Origin of the sequence: Streptomyces fagopyri (assembly GCF_009498275.1) — a bacterium.
GTDB lineage: Bacteria > Actinomycetota > Actinomycetes > Streptomycetales > Streptomycetaceae > Streptomyces > Streptomyces fagopyri.
Map to the genome: position 1 here is coordinate 349,851 of NZ_CP045643.1, position 26,386 is coordinate 376,236.

At 69.2% G+C, this 26,386-nt stretch carries 21 protein-coding genes; 11 read left to right on the forward strand and 10 right to left on the reverse strand.

The genetic code is table 11. From position 1 onward, the window contains the following. Window positions 1-280: 280 nt before the first annotated feature. Both GFH48_RS01560 and GFH48_RS01565 read right to left on the reverse strand, forming a co-directional pair. On the reverse strand, window positions 281-2,446 hold the full coding sequence (locus GFH48_RS01560) for a carbohydrate-binding protein (protein WP_228120261.1): 2,166 nt from the start codon (window positions 2,444-2,446) through the stop codon (window positions 281-283). A 523-nt stretch (window positions 2,447-2,969) separates the two neighbouring features. Continuing rightward, entirely contained in the window at window positions 2,970-3,629 is a 660-nt protein-coding gene (locus GFH48_RS01565; RefSeq protein ID WP_153286493.1) for a GntR family transcriptional regulator, read from the reverse strand. A gap of 194 nt (window positions 3,630-3,823) precedes the next feature. On the opposite strand from GFH48_RS01565, the gene GFH48_RS01570 reads away from it, so the two are divergent. From GFH48_RS01570 to GFH48_RS01615, 10 genes are all read left to right on the forward strand, one after another. Continuing rightward, window positions 3,824-5,086, forward strand: coding sequence for an ABC transporter substrate-binding protein (locus GFH48_RS01570; RefSeq protein ID WP_194280456.1), 1,263 nt, complete (start codon window positions 3,824-3,826; stop codon window positions 5,084-5,086). Continuing rightward, the gene (locus GFH48_RS01575; RefSeq protein ID WP_228120262.1) at window positions 5,073-6,014 is read left to right on the forward strand and encodes a carbohydrate ABC transporter permease; all 942 of its coding nucleotides are present in this window, start codon (window positions 5,073-5,075) and stop codon (window positions 6,012-6,014) included. Before GFH48_RS01570 ends, GFH48_RS01575 begins: the two co-directional genes overlap by 14 nt. Next, the gene (locus GFH48_RS01580; RefSeq protein WP_153286495.1) at window positions 6,011-6,841 is read left to right on the forward strand and encodes a carbohydrate ABC transporter permease; all 831 of its coding nucleotides are present in this window, start codon (window positions 6,011-6,013) and stop codon (window positions 6,839-6,841) included. The genes GFH48_RS01575 and GFH48_RS01580 overlap by 4 nt, the downstream gene beginning before the upstream one ends. Before the next feature lie 5 nt (window positions 6,842-6,846). Beyond that, entirely contained in the window at window positions 6,847-8,808 is a 1,962-nt protein-coding gene (locus tag GFH48_RS01585) for a hypothetical protein (protein ID WP_153286496.1), read from the forward strand. Beyond that, entirely contained in the window at window positions 8,808-9,599 is a 792-nt protein-coding gene (locus GFH48_RS01590; protein WP_153286497.1) for an RraA family protein, read from the forward strand. The genes GFH48_RS01585 and GFH48_RS01590 overlap by 1 nt, the downstream gene beginning before the upstream one ends. Next, entirely contained in the window at window positions 9,596-10,366 is a 771-nt protein-coding gene (locus tag GFH48_RS01595; RefSeq protein ID WP_153286498.1) for an amidohydrolase family protein, read from the forward strand. The genes GFH48_RS01590 and GFH48_RS01595 overlap by 4 nt, the downstream gene beginning before the upstream one ends. Continuing rightward, the gene (locus GFH48_RS01600; protein WP_153286499.1) at window positions 10,363-11,298 is read left to right on the forward strand and encodes an aldo/keto reductase; all 936 of its coding nucleotides are present in this window, start codon (window positions 10,363-10,365) and stop codon (window positions 11,296-11,298) included. Before GFH48_RS01595 ends, GFH48_RS01600 begins: the two co-directional genes overlap by 4 nt. 58 nt (window positions 11,299-11,356) lie before the next feature. Next, window positions 11,357-11,503: a hypothetical protein gene (locus GFH48_RS01605; protein ID WP_153286500.1), complete on the forward strand. Its 147-nt coding sequence runs from the start codon at window positions 11,357-11,359 to the stop codon at window positions 11,501-11,503. Between the two features lie 3 nt (window positions 11,504-11,506). Beyond that, entirely contained in the window at window positions 11,507-13,090 is a 1,584-nt protein-coding gene (locus GFH48_RS01610) for a GH39 family glycosyl hydrolase (RefSeq protein ID WP_153286501.1), read from the forward strand. A gap of 342 nt (window positions 13,091-13,432) precedes the next feature. Beyond that, window positions 13,433-15,823 carry a beta-glucosidase family protein gene (locus tag GFH48_RS01615; protein ID WP_153286502.1) on the forward strand — a complete coding sequence of 797 codons (2,391 nt, stop codon included), beginning with the start codon at window positions 13,433-13,435 and terminating at the stop codon, window positions 15,821-15,823. 166 nt (window positions 15,824-15,989) lie between these two features. On the opposite strand, the gene GFH48_RS01620 is transcribed toward GFH48_RS01615, so the two are convergent. The 8 genes from GFH48_RS01620 to GFH48_RS01655 form a co-directional block, all read right to left on the reverse strand. Then, window positions 15,990-16,337: a VOC family protein gene (locus GFH48_RS01620; RefSeq protein WP_153286503.1), complete on the reverse strand. Its 348-nt coding sequence runs from the start codon at window positions 16,335-16,337 to the stop codon at window positions 15,990-15,992. Between the two features lie 231 nt (window positions 16,338-16,568). Next, the gene (locus GFH48_RS01625) at window positions 16,569-17,330 is read right to left on the reverse strand and encodes a pirin family protein (protein ID WP_153286504.1); all 762 of its coding nucleotides are present in this window, start codon (window positions 17,328-17,330) and stop codon (window positions 16,569-16,571) included. A 431-nt stretch (window positions 17,331-17,761) separates the two neighbouring features. Beyond that, window positions 17,762-18,733, reverse strand: coding sequence for an SLAC1 family transporter (locus tag GFH48_RS01630; protein WP_153286505.1), 972 nt, complete (start codon window positions 18,731-18,733; stop codon window positions 17,762-17,764). Window positions 18,734-19,350: 617 nt separating this feature from the next. Further along, window positions 19,351-20,796: an aldehyde dehydrogenase family protein gene (locus GFH48_RS01635; RefSeq protein ID WP_153286506.1), complete on the reverse strand. Its 1,446-nt coding sequence runs from the start codon at window positions 20,794-20,796 to the stop codon at window positions 19,351-19,353. Window positions 20,797-21,250: 454 nt separating this feature from the next. Beyond that, on the reverse strand, window positions 21,251-22,741 hold the full coding sequence (locus GFH48_RS01640; protein WP_153286507.1) for an FAD-dependent monooxygenase: 1,491 nt from the start codon (window positions 22,739-22,741) through the stop codon (window positions 21,251-21,253). Window positions 22,742-22,875: 134 nt separating this feature from the next. Continuing rightward, a complete protein-coding gene (locus GFH48_RS01645) occupies window positions 22,876-23,505 on the reverse strand; it encodes a cysteine hydrolase family protein (RefSeq protein WP_153286508.1) in 630 nt (209 codons plus the stop codon). Window positions 23,506-23,712: 207 nt separating this feature from the next. Next, entirely contained in the window at window positions 23,713-24,540 is an 828-nt protein-coding gene (locus tag GFH48_RS01650) for an alpha/beta fold hydrolase (RefSeq protein WP_153286509.1), read from the reverse strand. Between the two features lie 242 nt (window positions 24,541-24,782). Next, entirely contained in the window at window positions 24,783-25,535 is a 753-nt protein-coding gene (locus tag GFH48_RS01655) for an SDR family oxidoreductase (RefSeq protein WP_153286510.1), read from the reverse strand. Window positions 25,536-25,624: 89 nt separating this feature from the next. Here GFH48_RS01655 and GFH48_RS01660 point away from each other — a divergent pair, with 89 nt between their 5' ends. After that, entirely contained in the window at window positions 25,625-26,221 is a 597-nt protein-coding gene (locus GFH48_RS01660; RefSeq protein WP_153286511.1) for a TetR/AcrR family transcriptional regulator, read from the forward strand. Window positions 26,222-26,386: the final 165 nt, after the last annotated feature.

The window sequence follows — 26,386 nt, forward strand, 5'->3', positions numbered from 1 at the left end:
ACTTCCGCTGCCCGTGCCTCTTCGGAGGCGTGCGACCCGACCTCCAGGGGGCCTCCCACTCCGGGCGCTTCCGCGGCGCGATGGCCGGGGAGCCGGTTCACCGCGAGGTGGTCGTGGATGAGCTGGAGGGATCCGTTTCCGCTGAATCCCGATCGGGCTCCTGGACGCGGAGGCCCGCCGCGCCGCACTCGGACGACGGCCGCGCCTACCGGGTCGGTGACCCGGCGGGCGCGACTGCTGAAAGGCGGCATTGCTACTACGACCTGCGATGTCGCGCGGACTACCGGCCCGCGTGGTTGAACGAGAAGTAGTCGATGTTGCCGAATCCGGGCTGTCCGCCTGGCGCCACGAGGAAGACGCGGTGGTGTCCGCTGGTGGGGGTGATCGACGTCGACTGGACGGAGAGGGTGTCGAAACCGCCGGTGCCCGCGACGGAGAGCACACCGATCCGCGGCCCCGTGACGGAGTCGAGGTGGATCTCTATGCCCTTGTTGGCATACGGGTCGTCCACTCCGATGAACGCGGTGAACAGGTTCGCGTCCCTGCCGAAGTCGACGTCGTCGTAGCCGACCCAGTCACCGCCGTCGAAGCTGCCGACGACCGTGCCCGTGCCGGCGGCATGCGGACTGACCCCGTTGCTGGAGGTGTAGGACTCGGCTGCGATCCGCTGCCCGACCCGGGTGGCGCCGGCGACCCACTTCGGCTCGCCGTACTGATAGGCGCCCAGGCTCGGCTGCGGGTCGCGGTAGCCGTCCGTTGCCGGGGGATGGACCACTCCGGCGTTGCGGGCCGGCGAACTCGCGGTGAGCGTGAAGTCGTTCGCGGCCGGGTTGGTGAACTGCGCGGCGCTCACCGGAGTGAGGTTGTTCGAGTTGGTGATTCCCGGGCCGGTTCCGGTGACGCCGATGTTGTTGACGATCTCGGTGTCGGAGAAGGTGCCGCCGAAGGTGCTGGCGACGTTTGTGTCGGTGCCGGAGGTGTTGTTGTAGATCCGGTTGCCCGATGTGCTCTGCCCGTTGGGGTTGATCAGGACGGCCCCGTAGGTCGTACGGTTCCAGGCGACGTTGTCGTACACCGTCGCGTTGAAGGTGCTGTTGTCCAGGTAGACGCCCGGTGCCGGCGCGGTGTGCGCGAACGGGGACGGGTCGTGGAACTGGTTGTGGTGAATCATGGTGGTCGCCAGGTTCACCGAGCAGCAGACGTAGACGGCGCCGCCGTCGACGACCAGGTTGTCGTAGTCGGACAGGTCGTTGTAGGAGATGTCGTGACCGCCCGCCGTGGTCCCCGCGACCTTGTTGTCGATGTTGATGTCGCTGCGGCCGGAGCTCTCGATGGTGTTGTGGGTGATGCGCTGGTTCGAGCCGAGGACGTTGATGCCCGCCGCGTAGCTGCCCAGGGTGTCCACATGCAGGATCGTGGTGTTCGTGACGGTGTTGCCGCTGTCGAACATGGCTACACCGTTGCCGGTGCTGCCGTCGATCAGGCTGTTGCGGATCACGTTGCCGTGGCCCTTGAGGAGGATGCCGGACGTGGTCTCGCCGGCGGTCAGCACGGCGCAGCCATCGGGCACGGTCACCATGTTCGGGTCGGGCTTCAGCTCCGCGTCTGCGGAGATGTCCCGCGCCACGATGCCGTCCAGGACGTCACCGGTCGAGGTCGAGGAGGTCCGGACGGTGGCGCCGCGGATGCCCAGGCCCAGGACGGAGATGTGCGAGCGGCCGCTGAGGTCGATGGCGAGGGCGCGCTGCTTGGCCTCCGCGGAACGGGCCGAGGGCTTGGAACCGTCGGGCGAGTACAGGTACAGCGTGTGGTCCGAGCTCCGGTAGAACCACTCGCCGGGCTTCCCGAGGAGCGCGAGCTTTCCCTTGAGGGAGTAGTTGGTGCTCTGGTTCGGGCTCAGCCCGACGCAGGCGGGCAGGCCCGCCGCGGTGATGGTGCCGACCTGTGAGTCGGTGACGGTGCCCGTTTCGCTGACGAACCAGTTGTGCGCGGTCAGCAACGCGCCGTTCCAGAAGCCGGCCGGCTGTGTCAGGGCGGTGTCGGAGAGGCTGTCGGTGGTGCCCGACTGCGCGGAGGCCAGTTTCGGCACACTCACGTCGTCGCCGGGATAGGGCCACTGCGCCTCGATCTGCGGAGCGCCGTCCCAGAACACCTGGTTGCCGGTGAGGTGCGGGTTGATCGTGACGTGCGCCCGGTAGACCTGGCCGGTCGCGACCGCGGTCGCGAAATCGGAGCCGGCGAGGAAGGGGTCGTCGCCTTCGGCGGCGGTCAGGTCGGCGCTGGAGACCGCTTTCCATCCGGTCACGGGGTCGGCGCCGTCGATGACGACCCGGGCACCGGGCGCTGCCGCGTAGGTGATCGGCGCGGCAGCGGACCCGCTCCGGGCGGGGGTGATCGTCTCGTGATACGTGCCCGATCCGATGACGCAGCGGTCACCCGCCGACATGACGGCCGAACACCTGCTGACGGTCTCGAACGGCGACCGCGCGGTACCCGGATGCCGGTCCGACCCTCCGGGTGAGACGTAGTACGTGTGTGGACCTTCTGAGGCATGCGCGCTCGCGGCGAGGCCGCCCGAGCCGAGAGAGAGGAAGACCGCAGCGGCCGCGAGAACGGCTCGGCGGGACCTGGACCGGTTCGACATCGAACTCCCATCGGTTATCGATTGTCGAGAAGCTAGTTTCTGAGTGACGTCCCGTCAATCGTTTCGCGCGGATGACCTGTCGACCGCTGTTCGGCACTGGTCGACGCAGGTCGGAGCCCTTTCCCGCGCCCTGGGCCGCGCGGGCACGCGAGGGTAGGCGGCGGGTTCCTCGCGGTCAACCACTTGTCATCTAATCGATTAGATTTTCTCGAATGGAGGAAGGGAGTCGCTTCGGTCCGTGGCCCGGCGGTCGCGGGAGAACCTGCCGCAGACACGTCAGCGCCCGCCGGCTCCGGCCGACGGGCGCTGACGTGCTTCGATACGGTCAGTGACCTGGGATCATTCCGTCGTCTCCCCGTGCGTGGGCGGCGAACTCGGCCCCCGCCCGGTCGGGATCCGCGGACTTCAGAGCGGACAGCAGGGCGGCGTGATCCTCGGCCATGGCAGTCCAGTCGCCGGTGAACAGCGGATCGGACACGACCCGCAGGGCGCGCAGATTCGCTTCCATCACCCCCCACAGCTTGGGGAGGAAGGGGTTTCCGCTGGCTTCGCAGACCAAGCGGTGGAAGGTGATGTCGGCATCGCGGAAGCGCCCGACATCACTCTGGAGCGCGGCCTGCCGCATGGCCCGCACCTGGGCGTCCAGCGCCTCGAATGCCGTGCTCGCGGCCTGCGCCGCCACGGTGCGGGCGGCCAGCTCCTCGATCACCACGCGCACGGCGCGCGCGTGGTGGGCGTCCTCCTGCGACACGACCGCCACGAAACTGCCCCGGCGCGGGACATGGTCCGCCAGGCCCTCGTGCACCAGGCGCCGGACCGCCTCACGCACCGGCGCCTGGCTCACTCCGAGCTGGCGGGCGATCTCGGACTCGACCAACCGGGCGCCAGGTTCGAGCGCTCCCTCGATGATCAGGCTTCGCACGCGCGTGTACACCTGGTCGGACAGCAGGACCCGGGTGAGCGGTTGTCCGATGCCGTCTTGCATGAAGCCTCCTTGGCTTAGACCACTTCGCATCTTATCGATAGTCGCCAGGATTTTGTGACGGACCCTTGACATCCGGGTAACGAACATCATCCTATGTTCTATCGATAGCCGAGAATCGAGTAGAGGTCACCATGAGACGCAGCAGACCCATCAGCATCGCCGTGGGGGCGCCCTCCGCCGGTCGCGGAGGACGCGTGAGCTCACGTACGGCGAAGGCCTCCCTCGCCGCCGGGCTCGCCCTGTCCGTCTGCGCACTGGCAGGGTGTTCGTCCTCGTCCGGGCCGGCGGCCGGGGGCGGCGGCGCACGGACAGGCAACATCCGCGTCCTGGCCAATATCACCCCCGTGCTGACTAAGGCGTACTACCAGGGCCTGGTCGCTCCGTTCGTCAAGAGCCACCCGGGCGTCACGGTCACCATCGAGTCGCCCTCCGGCACGAACGTGCAGTCCACGCTCCAGCAGGAACTCGTTTCGGGATCGGCACCGGACATCGTCGCGAGCACCCTCGACCCGGTCGTCGCCCAGCAGATGATCGCCTTCCCGGACTCCTCGTGGGTGACCTCGACCCCGCTCTCGGACTCCAACAAGGTGGACGGCAAGATCTGGCAGGTCGCCACCGGGCAGCAGAACCAGTCGCTCGTCTACTACAACCAGACGGCGTTCCAGAAGGCCGGCATCACCACGCCGCCGAAGTCGCTGGCCGAGTTCACGGCGGACCTCGCCAAACTGAAGGGCGCCGGATACGTCGGGCTGCAGACGGCGGGCGAGTGGGTCACGGGCGCGCAGTTCTCGATGATGGCGAACCCGGGCCTGCTCGGCGACGACCCCGGCTGGTACGCCGAACGCAACAAGAAGAAGGTCACCTTCGAGCAGAGCGCCTACAACACGTACCTGAAGGCCTACGAGGGGTGGATCAAGACCGGGGCGGTCCCCAAGAACTCGCTGGGCGAGAAGTACCAGACCTCGATCGACACCTTCCTCGCCGGCAAGTCGGGCATGTTCGTGATGGGCAGCTGGCTGAACGCGAGCGTCAACTCGGCGAAGAACCTGTCCTTCAAGGTGGGCGTGTTCCCGACGCCGACGGCCGACGGATCCACACCGAAGCAGATGAGCGGCCAGGCTCAGCCCTATTCGATCCTCAAGTCCTCGAAGCACCAGGGCCTCGCCCTCGACCTGGTCAAGTACCTGGTGACGGACAAGAGCGCGGTCACGGCGTCGCTCAAGTCGGAAGGCAACTTCCGGGCGGGATACAGCTACCCGGGAACCGAACTCGACGCGGCCGTCGGGAAGATCGTCGACACCGCCCCCGGAACGGTCAACGGCACCGCCGGGCCCGGAGTGAACGCCGGCTTCGGCAACGAGCTCAACACCGTCGTGCAGTCCCTCTACACGGGCGAGTCCGCCGACAAGGCGGTCGCGAAGCTCGACTCCTGGTGGAACGCCAATGCGGGCCAGTAAGGAGTCCACCGCCCGCCCGGCCGCCTCCGGGGCGGCCGGGCGTTCGGCCCGGGCCCGCGCGCGGCGCCGTGCGACCACGGCCGACATCGCGATGATGGCGCCGCCGCTGGTTCTGGTCGCCGGACTCATCATCGTGCCGATCGCGATCGCGGTCTACCTCAGCTTCACCGACTGGAACGGCTTCACCTCGCCGCCGCATCTGATCGGTTTCCGCAACTACGTCCGCCTCACCGAGGACTCCGCCGTGCGGCACGCGGCGTTCCTGACGCTCCTCATCACCGCCGTCGGCACGGTCGCCTGCAACGTCCTGGGACTGGGGGTCGCGCTGCTGCTCAACCGCAACAACCGGATCAACGCGTTCCTGCGTGTGCTCGTCTTCTACCCCTACGTGGTGGGCGCGGTCATCCTGGGCTTCCTCTGGTCGTCCATCCTGGGCACCAGCGGCGCGGTCAACGCGGCGGTCGGAGCCAAGCATTCGCTGCCCTTCCTCTCGGATCCGACGTGGGCCGTCGTGACGGTGATCTGCGTGATCGTGTGGTCCAGCTTCGGGGTCAACGTGGTGCTGTACCTGGCCGGCCTGCAGACGGTGCCCGACAGCGTCATCGAAGCCGCGAAGATCGACGGCGCCACCCCGTGGCAGACCTTCTGGCGCGTCAAGCTCCCGATGCTCGCACCGACCGTGACCGTGAACGTGGTCCTCGTCGTCATCGGCCTCCTGCGCGTCTACGAGCTGATCCTCGCCCTGACCGCGGGAGGCCCCGCAGGAGAGACGCGGAGTTTCGTGTACAACATCCTCACGTCGTCGTTCGACAACACCCAACTCGGCTACGGGGCAGCCCAGTCGGTCGTACTGATGGTCGTCATCGTCACGGTGACCGTGGCCATCACCGCGGCCCGCCGGCGCAGCGAGCAGGCGGTGGCCGCATGACCGCCCGCCGCGTGGGCCGCGTCCTGGCCGTCGCTCTCCTCGTCCTCGTCATGGTCGGCCCGCTGTACCTGATGCTGACCAACGCGTTCAAGTCCCAGCACGACATCCTGGCGGTGCCCTTCGGCTGGCCCAGCGGCGGGTTCTCGCTGAAGTACCTCACCGACGCGCTGACCTCGCCGGACTTCAACGTCGTCGCCGCCTACGGTGTGACGCTGCTGTTCGTCGTGGCGGTCAACGCGCTGAACCTGCTGGTCGTGGGACCCGCGTCGTACGCCATCGCGCGCGGCGGCCGCCGGTACCACCGGGCCATCATGCTCGTACTGCTGGCCGGCCTGTTCATCCCGGGCCAGACCCTCGTCATCCCGGTCATCTACGTGCTCAAGGCACTCGGGCTGATCGGAACCGTTCCGGGCTTCCTGTTGTTCGAGACCACCCTGACCGTTCCCACCACGGTGTTCCTGTTCGTCGCGTTCGTGCAGACGGTGCCCCGGGAACTCGACGAGGCCGCGCGGATCGACGGCGCGAGCCGCTACGGCACCTTCTGGCGGGTGATCTTCCCGCTCATGCGCCCCGTCGTCGCGACCGCGATGGTCCTCAACTCGATCGGGGTGTGGACGGACTTCGTCAATCCGCAGTTCATCCTCGGCCCCCAGTCCGGGGTCTACACGGTGACGACAGGTGTGTACGCGGCCATCAGCCGCCTCTCCACCGACTACACGGTCGTGTATCCCAACATGCTGCTCGCCACGGCGCCCGTCATCGTGTTCTACGTGTTCATGCAGAAACGCATCATCGGCGGCCTGACCGCGGGCGCGATCAAGGGATGAGCGCGATGAACGACACACAGGGTGACCCGCCGCGCATCGACGCGACGGTCCCGGTCCGCGAGACCCCCCTCTGGGCGGTCCTGGAACGACGCCTGTTCTCCGTTCTCGACCAGGCGTGGCGCGAGTTCGAGGCGACCTACTGCGGTCCCGACGGGCGCCTGGCCTACGACGGGCGCATGCACCACCGGGACGGCGTCGACGACTTCTACGAGCCCTTCTTCAACTGGCCGGTCCTCTACCGGCTCGGCGGCGCGGACGACCTCCTCGCGTCGGCCAAGAAGCACTGGGCCGGGGTGACCGCGCAGATGACCGAGTGCGGCTTCGTCCGCGACGAGTACGAGGTCGGCTACGACTGGTTCCACCAGGGCGAGTCGCTGAACTTCTTCTACGCACTGTGCGCCGCCGACCCGGACGACGCCGCCTTCCGGGAGCGGGCCCTGCGGTTCGCGCGTCTGTACTCCGACCCGGCCCGCGGCAACTACGACCCCGTCGCGCGGATCATCGTCGCGCCGCACACCGGATCGGGCGGACCGCGGCCGGGCCTGGGAACCGAGTGGATCGAGTACAGCGCGGACCAGGCCGTCATGAAGCCGTACGGTCTGCCGCTCGACGACCTGCCCGGCATCACCGACTGGGACGACCTGCTCCCGCCGCGCAACGCGCGGCGCATGGGCGACGCCATGCAGGAGCGGCTCGGCCGGGGCGACACCGCCATCAACCTCGCCGCCACCTCACTGGTGACGAACGCGTGGCTCTACGACCACGACGCGGAGTTCGCGGACTGGGTCGTGTCCTACGTCGGCGCGTGGCGTGAACGCGCCGCGGCGAACGGCGGCCTGATCCCGGACAACGTCGGCCCCTCGGGGATCGTCGGCGAGCTCCACGACGGTCACTGGTACGGCGGCCACTACGGCTGGGCCTGGCCGCACGGACTGCACTCGGTCGAGGCGGCGGCCATGATCGCCGCCGTCAACGAGACCCTCGTGACCGGCGACACCACCGCCCTCGACCTCGCGCGGGTACCCCTGGACACCGTCATCGCGCGCAGCGTGGTGCGCACCGACGCCGGCACCGCGGGAAGCATGGGCTGGGGCTGGACGCAGAAGATGGCCGTCGCACCGGGTGTACCGGTCCAGCTCGTGCCCTACCGGCACGGCGCGAACGGCTGGTTCGACCTGCATCCGGTCCCGCTCATCTATCCGGTCTGGCTGTGGTGGCTGACGTCGGCCACGGGCGATCTGGGACGACTGGAGGCACTGGAGAAGGACGCCGGCTTCGACTGGCGCGAGACGAAATGGTTCCAGGACAAGGAGGAGCAGGGGCATGAGGCACCGTGGGTGTCGTTCCTGCTCGGCCGCAACCCCGGATACCCCGAGGACGCCCTCGCCCTCGCGCTGGGCCAGGTGACCAAGCGGCTCGCCCTGATGCGGGCGACACCGTACGGGCCCCCGGACGACGACATCCACTGGTGGCAGCGGCTGAACCCGGTCGTCACCGAGGTGCTCACCCAACTGGTGACCGGATCGCCGCCCGCGCTCTACAACGGCGGACTCGCACTGGCCCGGGTGACGTTCGGCGACGCCCTGCGCGGCCGGCCCGGCCTGCCTGACGGCGTGGCCGCCCTGGTGCGCGAGGCCGACGCCGAGGGTGTGCGCCTCGAACTCGTCAACCTCGACCCGGTCTTCCGGCGGGAGGTCGTGGTCCAGACCGGCGCGTTCGGTGAGGACCGCATCGACCGGGTGACCTTCGACCAGGCGGCCGAGGACCACCCCGGCGACTCCCACAGCTACCTCATCCCCGATCCGGAGACACGGCCGGTGACCACCGTGATCGGGTCACCCCGGCTCGTGGTCGCGCTCCCCCCGCTGCACCGCATCTCGATGCGGCTGGAGGTCACCCGGCGCGCCCAGAGGCCGGCCCACAGCAGCTTCACCCCCACCCTCACCGCAACCCGGAAAGATTCGTGATGGATACCGAGAACCCGTTGTCGACGGTATGGCCGCTGCCCGTTCGAGGCGAGCCCTTCCACCGTGCCGACGCCGAGAGCCTGCGCCGCATGGACGCGATCAGCGCCGCGACCGCCTGCGCCAAACTGCACACCATGGGCATCACCCGGACCGCCGTCCAGGGGCCGACGGCCCTGGAGACCGGCAGCCGCGTCGTCGGATCCGCCCTCACCCTGCAGTTCATGCCACAGCGCGAGGACATCGCCAGCGGCCACGGCCAGGAGTACATCGAGCGCGACACGGCCCTGTGGGCGGTCCTCGAAACGGTCCAGCCGGGCGACGTGCTCGTCGTCCAGGCGTGGGGCAGTGCCTTCACCGGCTGCTTCGGCGACATGCTCGTGCGCTACTTCAAGCGCCGAGGCGGCGCCGGCATCGTCGTCGACGGCCGCATCCGCGACGCCGCCCGGGTCCGCCGGCTCGGCGTGCCGATCTGGTGCACCGGCACCACCCCGCACTACGCGTCCCAGACCGACCTCTTCCCCTGGGCGTACGACGTGCCGGTCGCGGCGGGCGGCGTACTCTGCCTGCCCGGCGACGTGGTCGTCGCCGACGACGACGGCGCCGTGATCGTGCCGGCCGCCAAGGCCCCCGCACTCATCCAGGACGCCGAGGACCACGAGGACTGGGAGTCCTTCAGCCGGATGCGCCTGGAACAGGGCGCCAGGCTGTCCGACTACTACCCGCTCAGCGCCAACAGCCGTGCCGAGTACGAACTGTGGCGCGACAGCCGGCCGAAGCTGCCCGCCCAATGATCGACAGCCACATCCACCTGTGGGGCGCCGAGGTCGCGGCTGCGCCCTGGCTGGCCGGCGAGCGCACCGCGTCGATCCGGCGGCCGGTCGGCCTCGGCGAGTACGCGGCGGCGGCCGGGCCGTGCGGCGTCGACGGAGCCGTCGTCGTGACGGCGGAGCAGTCGGCCGCCGAGACGGCCCGGCTCGTCGCGGCGTGCTCGCGGGATCCGCTCGTCCGCGCGGTGGTCGGATGGGCGGACCTCGCGGGCGACGTCGGCGCCGCGGACCTCACCGGGCTCGCAGGCATCCGCCACTCCGTGGTCTCCGAGGAGAGCGGCTGGCTGCGGCGGCCACGGGTGCGCGCGGGCATCGCCCGCTACGCCCGCTCGGGCCTCGCACTCGAACTGCTGGTCGCCGCCCGCGATCTCGGCGACGTGCTGGCCTGCGCCGCCGACCACCCGTCGCTGGTGATCGTCGTCGACCACCTCGGCGACCCGGGCGGCGCCGAGGCGCCGTGGCAGGACCGGGTGCGCGCCCTCGCTCCGTATCCGAACGTGCGCATGAAACTCTCCGGGGACGACGCCCGGCCGGCCGCGCTGGACGTCGCGCTCGACGCCGTCGGGCCGGGCCGTCTCATGATCGGGTCCGACTGGCCGGTGTCGACCCTGCGGGCCCCGCTCCGCGCCGAGCTCGGGGCCCTGGTCGCGCTCCTCGGCCGGCTCTCGGACACCGAACGCGAACAGGTGCTCGCCGGCACGGCCGCCGACAGCTACAGGCTGATCGCATGAGGACCGGTGAACTCGGCTCGTCCGGGGTCCGGGTGACGACGCTCGGCCTGGGAACGGCACAGCTCGGCGACCTCTACGAGGCCGTCACCCAGGACCGCGCCACAGCGATCGTGGATGCCGCCTGGGACGCCGGCATCCGCTACTTCGACACCGCGCCGCACTACGGACTCGGCCTGGCCGAGAGGCGGCTCGGACACGCACTGCGCTCGCGGCCGCGGGCGCAGTACGTGCTCAGCTCCAAGGTCGGCCGGCTGATCAGGCCCGGCAGCGACGGCGAACCGGCCCGGCACTGGGACTTCACCGAGGCCGGTGTCCGCCGCAGCGTCGAGGAATCGCTCGAACGCCTGGGACTGGACCGGCTCGACGTCGCACTGTTGCACGACCCACAGGAGCGGCTCGCGGACGCGCTCGGCACCGGCCTTCCGGCGCTGACGCGGCTGCGCGACGAGGGCGTGGTCGGCGCGATCGGCGTCGGCACCGGCGACATGGCGGCCCTCGCCGCCTTCGCGACACGCGGCGAACTCGACACCATCATGATCGCCGGACGCTACACCCTCCTGGAGCAGCCCGCGCTCGCGCAGGTCGTCCCGGCCGCCCGCGCGGCGGGGATCTCCGTGCTCAACGCGGGTGTCTTCAACAGCGGGATGCTCGCGCAGGACCGCCCCGCCGCGGACTCCCACTACGAATACGGCGCGGCCCCCCGGCAGTTGCTGGAACGGGCGCGACGGCTGGCCGATCTCGCCGCCGCAGCCGGTACGACGCTTCCGCGGGCCGCCCTCGCCTACGCGGCACGCGACCCGCTGGTGGCGTCGGTCGTGGTCGGCGCCGACACCGCCGAGCAGGTCCTCGCCAACGTACGCATGGCCCAGGACCCGTGCCCGCTGGACGGACTGTGGAGCGAACTCGTCGCCCTCGGGCTCATTCCCGCCTGACCGCGACGACGTGATGACCTCGACGACTTCGCCGTCCCTGAAACCGACCAGGAGAACGATGAGACTCATGCACATCGGCGAGCCCGGGATCCCCGGAGACCGGGAGGCCGGCCCGAGGGACGTCGCGTACGGGACCGACGCTCCCGGCCACGGCATCCCCGTCGGCGACGGCACGGGCGCACTTCATCCGCGGACCGGGAGCTGAGCCATGGAACCGGATCTCGACCTCACACTCGACTTCGCCGGCGCACCCGATGCGCCGTTGGACCACTTCTGGAGCCGTGTCGTCGGCGCCGGCCGAGCGAACGAGGGACTGCGCGCCGACTGGCAGGGCCAGTTGGCGCAGGCGCACCGGCTCGGCGGCTTCGGCTACGTCCGCTTCCACGGCCTGTTCCACGGCGACATGTTCGTCTACCGCGAGATCGACGGCGCGGTGGCGCCCTCCTTCCACTACGTCGACCTGCTGTTCGACGCGATCCTCGCCGCCGGCGTGCGGCCGTTCGTCGAGTTCGGCTTCTGCCCGCCGGAGCTCGCCCGCGAGACCGCGACCGTCTTCTGGTGGGGCGCCAACGGGGCGCCGCCGACCGACTACGCGAAGTGGGCCGAGCTCGTACGCGCCACCGTCGAACACTGGGTCGGGCGCTACGGGATCGACGAGGTACGCACGTGGTACTTCGAGGTGTGGAACGAGCCGAACCTCGGCCCGTTCTTCCGCGGCACCCGCAGCGAGTACTTCGAGCTGTACCGGGTGTCGGCCGAGGCGGTGAAGTCGGTCGACCCGACCCTACGCGTCGGTGGCCCGGCCACCAGCAACTTCGTACCGGACTCTCGCTTCGACGGCGAGACCGAGGACACCACACAGCACGAGACCGTACTCACCGCCCCCGACCTCGACTCTCTCGACTGGCAGCCGGTGTGGCTGGAGGAGTTCCTGCGATTCTGCGCCGCCAACCGGCTCCCGGTCGACTTCATCTCATGCCATCCGTATCCGACCGACTGGGCACTGGACGGGCACGGCAACGGCCGCAAACTCACCCGCGGTGTCGACGCCACCCCGACCGATCTGCGCCTGGTGCGCGAGATCGTCGACGCCGGCCCGTACCCGCGGGCCGAGATCCACCTGACCGAGTGGAGTTCGAGTTCCAGCTCGCGGGACTTCACCCACGACTATCCGCAGGCCGCCGCGTTCGTGGTCCGCTCGGTGCTCGCCTCGATCGGCCTGGTCGACAGCCTCGCCTACTGGACCTTCACCGATGTCTTCGAGGAGGAGGGCGCCGGCCGCGATCCGTTCCACGGCGGGTTCGGCATGCTCAGCCAGCACGGTGTCGCCAAGCCGACGATGCACGCCTACCGGATGCTGAACGGGTTGGGCGACCGGCTCGTCCACCGCCAGGACGGCTTGGTGGTCACCCGCCGCGGAACCGGCGTGGCGGCGCTGGCCGTTCACTATCCGGACGAGGTCGCACTGACCGTCCCCGCGTCGTTCGACACGCGTGACGTCGCCGACCGCACCCTGGCGACGGGGCGACCGCGAGCCCTGCGGCTCCGCATCGCCGGGCTCGTGCCCGGCGAACGCTACGAGCTGGAAGTGGTCGACGCCGAGAACGGCTGGGCGATGGCGGAGTGGACGCGGCGCGGTCGCGGCACCAACCCGTCCGTGGCGGACGTCGCCGCGATCCGCGCGAGCGCCGAGCGCGGCGCGGTGACCCGCCTCACCGTCTCCGGCGACGGTGTGCTCGAAGTCGACGCGCGACTGCGGCCGTGGGCGATCGCGCTGCTGAACCGCATCTGACAGTCCCTGCGCCGAGAGCCCGCGGTGTCCGCCGCGGACACCGGCGACGGCCTGCCGCCGACCAGGTCCCCCTGCCCACGCCGTCCGGTCCGGTCCGGTCCGGTCCGGTCCGGTCCGGTCCGGGTCACGGAAGGCGGTCGGGGTCGCGCCGGTCAGCTTGCGGTCCGCACCGCCCGCTTCGTCCCCGGCCCGGGCCCGGGCCGTACCGTCTGGCGCCACCGGCCCCGACGCTCACGGGGCCCGCCCGGAGCACGGATCACAGCAACCCGGCCGCCTGGCTCCCGGACAGCCGGTCCCTCGTGAGACCGGGGAGGTCACCTTCCCGATTAAGGACAGCCGCACATGACCACTGTTGCGAAAAGCACTGAAGGCGCCGCCGGGACGAAGCTCTGGCGTGATGCCTCCGCCCCGGCAGACGACCGCGTACGGGACCTGATGTCCCGGATGTCGCTGCGGGAGAAGGTCGCACAGCTCTCGGGGATATGGGTCGGGGCCGACCCGACCGACGGCCAGGTGGCCCCGCAGCACGAGTCGGCGCCGAAACCGGCGCCCTGGCCCGACCTGATCCGCCACGGTGTGGGCCAGATGACCCGCCTGTACGGCACCGCACCGGTGGACCCGGTGGCCGAGGCGCAAGTCGTCGCCGCCACCCAGCGCCAGATCACCGCGACCGGTCCCGGCATCCCCGCGATCGTCCACGAGGAGTGCCTGACCGGCCTCGCCGCCTGGCAAGCCCCGATCTACCCCGCACCCCTGTCCTGGGGCGCGAGCTTCGACCCGGACCTCGTCCGCCGCATGGCCGTCCAGATCGGCTCGACCATGCGCCGCCTGGGCATCCACCAGGGACTGGCCCCCGTCCTCGACGTCACCCGGGACCTGCGCTGGGGCCGCACCGAAGAGACCATCGCCGAGGACCCCTACCTCGTCTCCACGATCGGCGCCGCGTACGTGTCCGGGCTGGAATCCACAGGCGTCGTCGCCACCGTCAAACACTTCGCCGGCTACAGCACCTCCCGCGCCGGACGCAACCTCGCCCCGGTGTCCATCGGCCCACGAGAACTGGCCGACGTCATCCTTCCGCCGTTCGAGGCCGCGCTGCGGGCCGGCGTGCGATCGGTGATGAACTCCTACACCGACCTCGACGGCGTCCCCTCCGCAGCCGACGCCTCACTCCTGACCGAGCGGCTCCGCGGCACCTACGGCTTCACCGGCACCGTGGTGTCCGACTACTTCGCCATTCCCTTCCTGGAGACCTGGCACAAGACGGCGGGCTCCAGCTCCGAGGCCGCGGCCCAGGCCCTGGCCGCGGGCATCGACGTCGAACTGCCCAACGCCGACTGCTACGGAGCTCCCTTGCTGGAGGCGGTCGAGTCGGGCCTGGTGGACCTGGCACTCATCGACCGCGCGGTGGAGCGCGTGCTGACCCAGAAGTGTCAGCTCGGCCTGCTCGACGCCAACTGGTCGCCGCAGCCCCCCATCCTGGGTGAGTCCGAAGCCGTGACCAAGGCCGATGCACAGGCGGGGAGAACGGCCGGATCGCCGCTCGACGACGCGTCCACCCGCGCGCTCGCGGCGGCACTGGCCCGCCGCTCGATCGTCCTCCTGCGCAACGAAGCGGCAGCCCTGCCCCTGGCGGCCGGGGCGCGCCTGGCCGTCGTGGGTCCGCGCGCGAACGTCGCGGACGCGATGTTCGGCTGCTACTCGTTCCCACGGCACGTCGGGCTCCGCCACCCGGACGTGCCACTCGGCATCGAGGTGGAAACCGTTCTCGACGCGCTTCGCCAGGACTCTGCCGGGTACGCGGTGACCTTCGCGGAGGGCTGCACGGTCACCGGCGGCGACGCGGAGACCGTCGCAGAGGCCGCCGCGGCAGCCCGCGAGGCGGACGTGTGCGTGGCTGTGCTCGGCGACACCGCCGGCCTGTTCGGCACCGGCACCTCCGGCGAGGGCTGCGACGTCACCGATCTGCGTCTGCCCGGCCGGCAGGGCGACCTGCTCGACGCTCTCATCGCGACGGGAACGCCGGTGGTCGTCGTGCTCCTCGTCGGCCGCCCCTACGAACTGTCCCGGTACGCCGACCGACTGGCCGGCATCGTCTGCGCCTTCTTCCCCGGCGAGGAGGGCGGCGGCGCGATCGCGGACGTCCTCGCCGGCCGTACGGAGCCGGCGGGGCGCCTGCCCGTGGGATTCCCCGCCGAGGGGGCGAACCAGCCCTCGACCTACCTCGCCGCCGCGCTCGGCCGGCAGAACGTCCTCAGCCCGATGGTGGACCAGACCGCGCTGTTCCCCTTCGGACACGGGCTGTCGTACAACCCGGCGGTCTGGGCACGGGTGGAGTCGACGGGATCCGGAACCTGGCCGACCGACGGCACCTGCCGCGTCGCGGTGACGCTGCGGAACACCGGTACCACCGCCACCAGCGAGGTCGTCCAGATCTACCTCCACGACCTCGTCGCCGAGGTGGCGCGCCCCGTCCAACTCCTCGTCGCCGCACCCCGGGTGGACCTCGCCCCGGGTGCGACCCGCACGGTTCTCGTCGACCTGCACGCCGACCAGACGTCGTACACCGGACTGGCCGGCCGGCGCATCGTCGACCCCGGGGACGTCGAACTCTGGGTGGGCGCGTCCAGCACCGACATCCGCACGACCCTTCCCGTCCGCCTCACCGGCCCGCGCCGCGAGGTGGGCTTCGACCGGCGTTTCCAGCCCGAGGTGTCGTTCGTCGAGGGGTGAGGAGCCGACCACGCATCGAGGATGTTCCCTGGCCGGCATCGTTGTTCCGCCGGCCATCCCCCTCGGACTGCTCGCCCGCGTTGAGGACAAGCCTGGTCGTGGCGGTGCTCCGGGGCCGGAGCGATGCCGGCCTCAGAGCACCGCAGGAGTGCCGGGCGCACAGGGCTCAGGCGCGAAGCTGCATGTACTCGAAGACGGAGCCGTCGGGGTGGCGGGCGACGATCCTGGTGCCGTTGGGAACCTCGTTGGGCGCTTCGAGGATCTCGGCGCCCGCCTTCCCGAGGGCCTCGAGAACGGGGGCCAGGGAGCCGACGATGACGGTCCCGTTCTGCGAGACGTAGTTCTCAAGCGGCCCGGAGTAGAGCAGGAAGGGTCCTACGAGTGCCAGCTCGAGATCACGGTACGGGAATCGGCGGACTTCCGTCTCTCCGGTCAATTCCTGGTAGAGAGGGATCGCGTCCTCAAGGTTGTCCACCTCAACGTTCGCGACCATTGCGTGGATGTTGCTGCTCATGGCGTTACTTCCTTTTTTTGGGTTACAGATCTGGCTGGCTGTACCGCCGGTGCACTTTTGGCGTGCGGCGGAGTTTCTGATTCACCTGACGGTGAAAACCTTGAATCCGTGAGAGGCGCGGCACTTCTGTCGTCGCTCGACGCTGAGCAGGTCCGGGGCGACTCGCGCACCGGGAAAGCGGGTCTGTCGTCTCCGGGCCGGCAACACGTAACCGGCGTCATGGAGATGAGGTCACCGGACAGCGAGGGTGGTGTCCATTTCCCACATCAGTACCTCCGCGCCGTGAGCGCCTGCACTGATCCGTCGGCCTTCGGAGTCTGTGATGCGCGCCGCATCCCCTTGGGCGAGGGCGCCGGAGCCTTCGAGGGAGATGCTGCCTCGAGCCACGAAGAGGTGTACGAACGGTGCTGTCGCCGCCTGCGCCGTCTCGGCCGGGCGCAACCGGGCGACATGCAGAGCCGCGTGCTTCTGCCGGATGGAGATGGCGCGGGTGCCGGAGTGCTTGGACATGCCCGAGGCCAGGGTCACCCATCCGCCCTGACCGAGCGGCGCGTTGATGTCCAGCTGCTCGTACCCGGGAGTCACATGGGCCGTGTCCGGGAGAACCCACATCTGGATGAAGTGCACTGGATTCGCGTGCTCCTGGTCACCGGTCAGTGTCCACGAGTCATTCTTCTCGCTGTGCAGAATGCCGGAGCCGGCCGTCATGCGTTGGGCCAGCCCGGGATAGATGATTCCGTTGTGGCCGGTCGAGTCCTTGTGGACGAGGGCTCCCTCCAGGACCCAGGTCACGATCTCCATGTCCCGGTGGGGATGGGTGTCGAAACCGGTGCCCGGCTCGATGGTGTCCTCGTTCGACACGAGCAGCAGCCCGAAGTGGGTGTTGTCGCTGTCGGAGTGAGCGCCGAAGGAGAAGGAGTTGAGTGATCGCAGCCACTCGGTGCGCGCGAGATGGCGGGAGGGGGAACGGCGTATGTCGATGGCGGCGCGCAAGGTGGCTTCCTTGGAGGGTGACGACAGGGGTTGCTCGTGGGCGGACAGCGGAGCGGTGGCGCCAGGCGGCCACTGCCCGATTTCCGTGGGGCGCTGAGTCGGTCCTGGTAGGGCGTGGGCATGTCCGCGACGACCGCATGTGTGGTCATGAACACGAGACCATTCGGGTGGGACTACCTACAGCCCGGCCGGCGCTTGCCGGATCCAGCGACACAGGGATCACATACCGGGGCATAAGCGCCTCGGTCTCAGGATCAGCAAAACACATATGGACGATCGGGTCAAGAACTGGCCGGCGCTGCTGGTGGGAGTCCTACGGACATGCCGGCATGCGGGGTGCGGCGTCGACCCGCGACGTGCGGCCCCGTCGCCTACCGGCCAGGAAGAAGCCACGGCCCCAGACTCTCCTCCGATGATCCAGCAGGCCGCTCCTACGCGGAGGAAGGCCGCGGCGCCGCTGGGGGGAGGAACTGGTGTCGCGCCATGGCCACCAGCGTCCGTACCGCGATGGCTCCCACGAGTACGGTCGGGGCGGCCAGGAGGAGGTAGGACAGAACACGTTCGCCAGGAGGGTGACCGGTGCTGGTCCAGTGCAATCCGGTGGTTGCCACCGTCGACCAGGAGAAGGTGAAAGCCCAGAAGCCCGGCGCGAACTTCAGGCGCAGGAACACGGGGAGTAGTCGTATCTGGGCGAGGACCATCAGCAGGCAGTAGCCGACCAGCACAGCCGAGAGCCGGTCGATACGGTCATGGTTGAGGGCGAAGCAGGCGACGCTCGCCATGGAGGCGGGTACTACCTCGATGGCGAGCGTCGGCGTGAGGCCGGGCGGCATCGGAGGCCGGAAGAAGAGCCGGGCCAGGATCATCGAGCCCAGGACGACCCACGAGATGATACCCAACCCGAACATGAGTTCGGCCACGCGTTCCTGCCCGACTTGCACGGCACTGAAGGCGGCGACGAGACCACCACCGGTGGCGGGCAGAAAGTAACCCGGGTGGAGCTGGTCCAGATCGAGCGGGCCGTATATCCATTGTCCGGTGTACCAGCCGGCCGCGAGCAGCGTCAGGACGATGAGGACGTCGACGACTGTCCGGCCGGCGTCGGGGGCGTACGGGGCTATGCCCTGCGCTGCGAGGAGCATCGGCGTGATGACCGCCAGTGAACCGAACGGGCTCCCGACGCTGTCCATCATGTCGGCCACGAAGGCTCCCCGGACCGATACCGCGTAGCGCAGATACAGCAACAGCGTCACGCACCAGACGACCGCGGCGAGCGCGACCAGGGCACGGCCCACGTCAATCGGCACGGAGCCTTCACGGGCTGCCGTGAGCCAGGTGCCGGCCAGGCCCGCGAGGCCCAGAGATATTCCGAAGAAGGGAAGAGGTATGCGCGGCACGGCCATATCCAAAACCTCTGGTTCCAAGGGTCATGTCAGGCTTCGCTGGCGTCCCCTCGTGCGGGACCCGGCCAGGCGGGGGCGGCTCCCACGAAGCGTGCGCCGCCGCGGAATCCCGTCCCCGAATCCGGTGGTTCTATCGAGTCTGCATCGGTACGTGCTGCACCGCCCGCGCAGCGCGGTGCAGCACACGGCACTTGTGAAAGCCCGAGGCCCACGCGCTGTGGGATGCCGGTCGGAGGCTGGTCATACACACTAGAGTCCTGGAGACGTCCAGCCCGGATCGGGAAGCTCTCCGACTTCTGGGACGGCAGTGAGGAGGCGCATAGGGGTGGGCACTTCCCGATTGCGCGGGTGATGGTGGAGCGGGCGACACCGAACGGCACAGCGAGGACACCCCGCTGCGTGCGTGAGGTCGTGCCCCAGATGAACGAGCGGGGCCGCAAGTCGGTCTCGACGAAGGCAAGTTGACGGCGGGCGACGGCCTCCACGGCCTGCTTCCCCACTCCGCCCGGCGCGACATGACGGCCGCCTTCGACCTGGCCGTGCCGTGGCACGGCCAAGTCCTCTGTCCGGACAGGCCAGATGAAGCCGGGGGATCCCCGCTGCCACGCACCAAACCGTCAGAGTTCCAGGTCGGTCAGAACCAGGACTCGCTCGTAGGTGTAGTCCTCCATCGCGGACTTCAAGCCCTCGCGGCCTACGCCCGACTGCTTGGCGCCGCCGTACGGCATCTGGTCGGCGCGGTAGGACGGGACGTCACCGATGATCACGCCGCCGACCTCGAGCGCGCGGTGCGCACGGAAAGCGACCTGCAGGTTTCGGGTGAACACGCCCGCGTGGAGGCCGTATTTGGAATCGTTGACCGCGGCGAACGCCTCCGCCTCGCCGTCCACCTTCGTCACGGTCAGGACCGGACCGAACACTTCCTCGCAGGCGAGTGTGGTGTCCGTCGGGACGCTGGTGAGCACGGTGGGTGCGTAGGACGCGCCTTCGCGCGTGCCACCGGTATGGAGTGTGGCGCCTGACGCCACCGCCTCGTCGACCCACGACGCGACACGCACGGCAGCTCCTTCGCTGACGAGCGGGCCGACGTCCGTGGCGGCGTCCGACGGGTCACCGGTGACCTGGGCTTCGACAGCCGCGACGATCCGCGGCAGCAGACGGTCGTAGATGGCGGCGTCCGCGATGACGCGTTGCACGGAGATGCACGACTGGCCACCCTGATAGTTGGAGAAGGTCGCGATGCGGGTCGCGGCCCAGTCCAGCTCTTCGTCGGAGGCGTAGTCGCCCAGGACGACCGCTGCGCCGTTGCCGCCGAGCTCCAGGGTGCAGTGTTTGCGCGGCACCGAGTCCATGATCGCGTAACCGACCCTTTCCGAGCCGGTGAAGGAGATCACCGGAAGGCGCTCGTCCTGGACCAGCGCGGGCATGCGGTCGTTGTCGACCGGCAGGATCGACCACGAGCCGCGCGGCAGGTCGGTCTCGGCCAGCACCTCACCGAGGACCAGGCCGGAAAGAGGAGTGTTCGGAGCGGGTTTGAGGATGATCGGCACGCCTGCGGCGATGGCGGGGGCCACCTTGTGCGCGCCCTGGTTCAGCGGGAAGTTGAACGGGGTGATGCCGAGGACCACGCCCTTGGGAAAGCGGCGGGTCAGGGCGAGGCGCCCTCGGCCGCCTGCATCGGTGTCCAGGCGCTGGGCATCGCCGCTGTTGAAGCGGCGGGCCTCCTCGGAGGCGAAACGGAAGACGGAGACGGCCCGGCCGACCTCGCTGCGTGCCCACTTGATCGGCTTGCCGTTCTCGGCGGAAATCAGCTGCGCCATCTCCTCGGTCCGCTCGGCCAGGCGCTTGGCCACGTGGTCCAGGGCGGCGGCACGCAGATGCGCCGGAGTGGCGGCGAACTCCTCCCGCATCGCGTAGGCGGCGGCGACAGCCTCTTCGACCTGGGCGTCGGTCGGCACAGAAACCGTTCCGACCGGGCGGCCGTCCCATGGAGAGGTCACGTCGAAGGTACTGTCGCCTTCGGCCGGGCGTCCTGCGAGCCAGAAGGAATGGACAGAAGTCATGGGTGGGCTCCGGATCTGTCGCGCTATGGGAATTCGAACGGCGTGTCGTTCACGGTAGGTGCGCGCCCAGCCGCAATGGCTTGTTCGACTTGTCAGAGTGGGCTGATGGCACACTCCTGTTTGGCATGAACAGATTTCAGCTTGCGTCTGCTGGCCGATCTGTTGATGATCCGGCGCTCCGCACATGCCACCTGTTGACGCGTATTCCATTGCCGCCGCCGGAGCGCGCGAGCACGTCTTGAGGGAAGGACCTCTCCACGGGGTCGCATCAGACGCCCCGGCCGTAGTCGGGCAGTCGTCCAGGCGGTGGCGGGGTGTCCGGACCAGCACATGCCATGACCACCGCCCGGGCCGGGCGGTGGTCATGGCGGCGAGGGGCTGTTTCGTCGCGACTGTGGGCACCGGACAGTGGTCGCGGGGCCGGTGGCGGCGTCGCGACATGTCAGAGGCTGGTCTACCCGAAGGTGGGGATGTCCTGGTGGGCGGCAGAGCCTGCACCACACCAGTGCGTGAGTGCCCGTCGGGCGTCCTCGGCCCTCCGTTCCGGGTGGTCCTCGGAGGTGGCCCACGCGATGTATGCGTCCGGTCTCACCAGTACGGACTTCTTTGTCAGGCCGGCCGCGGACACGAACTCGATCTCGCCGTCCCAGCCTTCAGTCACCGCGGCGGGCAGCGGCGCGTCTGCGGCGGTGACGAGCACGAAGCGCCGGGTGCGCAGAGCCTCATACAGCCGCCTTCCGTCGGTCAGCGGCAGATCGGGAACACGCTTGCCGACAAGTGGGTGCGCGCCGCTCGGAGCGGCGTAGGCGATGTCAACACCGGAAATCGCCCGAGCCGCTCTCTGGGCCACGGGCGGAACGCGCAGCACCGTGCGGGCGAAGAGGTCGCGGAATCCGCACATCGCCTTCGGTGTCGTCAGCACCCCGCGCAGCAATGCGCCGCTCATCCGAAGTACCCGGCGGCCCACGGGATGCCGCTCGGCCTGATAGGTGTCGAGCAGAGCGTCCGGAGCCCGGCCGCGCAGGACGGCCGCCAGTTTCCAGCTGAGGTTGGCTGAGTCCTGGATGCTGGTGTTGAGGCCCATCCCGCCGGCAGGTGAGTGCACGTGCGCGGCGTCGCCGACGAGAAATACCCGATCTACGCGGTAGCGGGGGCACTGGCGTTCATCGCTGTGGAACCGGGAGAGCCAGCGTGCGTCCCGCATGCCGAAGTCGCTCCCGAGCGCCCGCTGGGCGACTGCGCGGATCTCGTCCAGATCGACGGCCGTGTTGTCAGGCATGTCGTGGCGACGGTTCCAGGCCATGACGCGGAACCAGCCGTCGCCGAAGGGCACGACAATGGCGAAGGCGTCCCCCACCGCCCCGACGGTGGGAGGTTTTCTCGGTGGCTCGGCCAGGCGTACGTCGGCAAGCATCATCGAGCGAACCGCGGACCGGCCGGGAAAGGGCAGGCCGAGGGACTCACGCACCTTGCTGTTTCGGCCGTCGGCGCCCACCACGTAGGCGGCACGCAGGGTTTGCACCGTGCCGTCCGCGGCGCGTACCTCGACGTCGACGCCCGTGGAGTCCTGCCGGAGGCCGGTCGCCTCGCAGCCGCTCTTGATGTCCACTCCATGGGTGAGGGCGCGGGAGCGGAGCAGCCGCTCGGTGTTGTACTGCGGTGTCACCAGGACGTGCGGGTAGCGGGTCGGCAGCCGCGACAGGTCGATCCGCAAGAACTGCAGGACCGGATTTCGCAGCCCGGTCTTGAGCAGGTCGTCGGCGATCCCGCGGGCGTCGAGTTGCTCCATCGTCCGGGCGTGCACGGCGAACGCCCGGGTGAGCTTCGACTCCCCTTCGCGTCGCTCCACCACGGTGCAGGCGATCCCTGCCTCGGCCAGATCGCCCGCGAGCATCAGCCCCGCGGGGCCTGCCCCCACGATCAGCACTCCTTCGTCGGAGCCCATGTTCGTCCTCCGCGTCGATCGACATGACATGCAGGCGTGAGGCCGCCTCGGCGGTCCTGGCGATGAACGAGGTCAGCCGGTCAGGTGGGCGCGATCGGTGTTTCTCACCGCGTGCTTCCGTCCGGTAAGGACCCTCAGGTCGCCGGTGCACGCGTGGCGGTGAGGAATTCGTCGACCGTGAGCGTCGCATGTGAGATGAACGGATACCGCAGAATCATCGCGTCGTAGGCGTCCCGGCCGCCAACGGCTGCGGTCGCATCGGTGAACGTGGTCACGTGGAAGCCGTGTTCCATGCAGCTGCGGGCGGTCGACTCCACACACATCGTCCCCACCATGCCGGCGACGGCGATGTACTCCGTGTTGTGTTGGCGAAGCTGGACCTCCAGGTCGGTGTTGGCCAGGACGTCGATGTTCTTGTGCGGAGTGATGACGATCTCGCCGTCTTGGGGCGACAGTTCGGGGTGGAATTCAGCCCCCCAACTCCCCTCTACGAAGAGGCGGTTGTCAAACATCTCGTGGTGGACTCCGGAGATGTGCTTCCACGAGGTGTAGTCCGCTTCGGTGTAGGACATGGGTGCGAAGAAGACGGGAAAACCCTGCTCGCGCGCGCCTGCCAACAGACGCTTGAGGTTCTCGAACGTTCCGATCCGCTCGAACTCCTCCTTGTAGGTGGGGTAGGCCTTCCCGTCTTCGGAGAAGACGTCGTTCATTGTGTCGATGAGGAGCAGGCCGACCCGCCCCGGCTCGTAGCTATGAGCAGACATTCACCCTCCTCGGGATTTTTCGAGTCCTGCACGAGCGTGTGTCCGCTTCCGTCGCCTTGCGTGCCACCAGGCGGTTTCTTTCGGATCCGCCGGCTGTCGGTCCGGGTGTTCCGTCTCAGAGAAGCTCGGCCATGTGCGGGGGCGCAGATTCCCGCTCGGGTCTCTGCGTGTTCCGTCACCCGGCCCGGACACGAGGCGCCGCACGGCTCAGCCGCGGGCGAACTCCAGCAGGTCGGCGTTGAACCGGTCGGCGAACACGGGGACCATCGCCAGGCCGTGCGGGGCGCCCGGGTAGACCTTGAACGTGGAGTCCTTCACGATCTTCGAGGACTTCTCGCCCGCGGCCACGATCGGCACGATCTGGTCGTCGTCGCCGTGGACGATCAGTGTCGGGATGTCGAACCGCTTGAGGTCCTCGGTCAGATCGGTCTCGGAGAACGCCTTGACGCAGTCGTACGCGCTCTTGATGCCCACCTGCATCGACCACAGCCAGAACGCGTCACGCGTTCCCTCGGAGACCGTCGAACCCTCCCGGTTGGCACCGTAGAAGGTCTCACTGAGGTCTTGGTAGAACTGGGAGCGGTCCGTCGCGACACCGGCCCGGATCTCGTCGAAGACCTCGATGGGCAGGCCCTCGGGATTCGCCTCGGTCTTGAGCATCAGCGGCGGGATCGCCGAGAGCAGGACGGCCTTCGCGACCCGTCCGGTGCCGTGACGGCCGATGTAGCGGGCCACCTCACCACCGCCGGTCGAATGACCGACCAGGATGACGTCCCGCAGGTCCAGCGCCTCGATCAGCGACGCCAGGTCGTCGGCGTACGTGTCGAGGTTGTTCCCCTCCCAGCTCTGCCCGGAGCGCCCACCCCCGCGCCGGTCGTGGGCGATACCGCGGAATCCGTTGTCCGCCACGAAATTCAGCTGGGGGTCCCACGCGTCGGCGGTCAGCGGCCAGCCGTGACTGAACACGATCGGCTGACCCGATCCCCAGTCCTTGTAGAAGATCTCGGTTCCGTCTTTCGTCGTGATGAAGGGCACGGCGCGTTTCCTTCCCATCGTCACCAGGAAATCCGGTCGAACCCGCGGAGGACGGCCTCTCTTCGGCGGCTTTTCCCGCGACGGAATACGACCGGATGGTGCACGTCGACTCACCCACGCTACCCGAGAAGCACAACGTCGGCGCGCCGTGAATTCCCTGGTTACGGCCCCGGCCGCGGGAGCGGACGGAACTGGGCACCGCTGCGACTTTGCCGGCGCACCGCTGCGGAACGGTGGATCACTCAGATCTGGTTCAGGCCGCCGTCGACGTAGAGCTCGGTCCCGGTGACGAAGCTGCTCTGGTCGGACGCGAGGAAGAGTGCTGCCGCAGCCGCCTCGGCGGGCTCGCCCATCCGGCCGAGGGGCACCTGCCGCGCGAAGAGGTCGTGGAGCGCCTTGGCCCCCTCCTCGTCGGGCGCCAGGCCGGCGTTACCCGGGGTCTTGATCGGTCCGGGCACCAGCGTGTTGACGCGGATGCCACGGCCGCGCAGCTCGTTGGCCCAGGTGCGGGAGAAGGAGCGGATCGCGGCCTTCGACGCGGCGTACACACCGAACGCCTCCCCACCGGTGGTCGCGGCGGTGGAACCGGTCAGGATCACCGAAGCACCGTCGTTGAGGAGCGGCAACGCCTTTTGTACGGTGAAGAGGGTTCCCCGGACGTTGATGTTGAACGTGTCGTCGAAGTGCTGCTCCGTCACGTCCTCCAGGGTCGCGAATTCCCCGCCGCCCGCGTTCGCGAAAAGCACGTCGATGCGGCGGCCCTGCTCGGCGACGACCGCGAAGAGCCGGTCGAGGTCGGCCGGATTCGCGATGTCCCCGCGGACAGCGGTGACGTTTGAGCCGATCTCGGCCGCCGCCGCGTCCAGCGCGTCCTGGCGTCGGCCGGTGATGATCACGTGGGCGCCTTCAGCGGCGAAGCGCTGTGCCGTGGCCAGTCCGATGCCACTGTTCGCCCCGGTGACCACTGCCACCTTGCCTGCGAGTACTTCCGTCATGACGTGCCGCTCCTCGATGATTATTAACCAGTTCGTCCATAACGTTAACCGTTGTGGACGAACTGGTCAAGAAAGCGTATGCTCACCCCATGGCACGACCTCGGAAGTTCGATGAGCAGCAGGTACTGGACACCGCCCGGGAGCAGTTCTGGGCGAGTGGGTACGCCGCCACGCGCATGGACGACATCGCCGCGGCGACAGGCCTCGGCAAGGGCAGCCTGTACGGCGCGTTCGGCGGCAAGCAGGACCTCTTCCACCGCGTGTTCGACGACTACTGCAGCGCGGTCGTCGACGCCACCGCCCAGCAGCTGCGCGGCGACGACAAGAACGCGTACGCACGGCTGTCCGCCCACATCCGCGCCGTGGCCGCGGCCACCGCCGCGGACACCGCCCAGCGCGGATGCCTGCTGGCCAAGGGCACCGCCGAGCTGGCCGAGAACGACAAGACCGTGGCCAAGCGGGCACACACGGCCATCGAAGCACTGCGCACACTGCTCAGGGACGACATCGCCGCCTGCCAGCGCAACGGCGACCTCGACGCGAACGCGGATCCCGGACAGCTGGCCGCCCTGGTGCTCGCCGTACTGCGCGGCATCGAAGCACTGGGCAAGGCCGGAGCTGACGAGGAGACGCTGACGGGCATCGCCGGCACCGCCCTCGCCGTACTGCCCCGCCCGGCGAAATGACGGCAGATCGGCGATGCACCTGAGGTGGGGGACAGCGCCGCGGGTGGTGAGTGTCCCGCTCGATGACGAGGGCGGAAGCCTGAACGTCGAGGGACCGTCATTTCCAGGGACGGGCGGGCACGAGAGCACTGGGGGGGATGGCATGACCCCACACCAGACCCACGC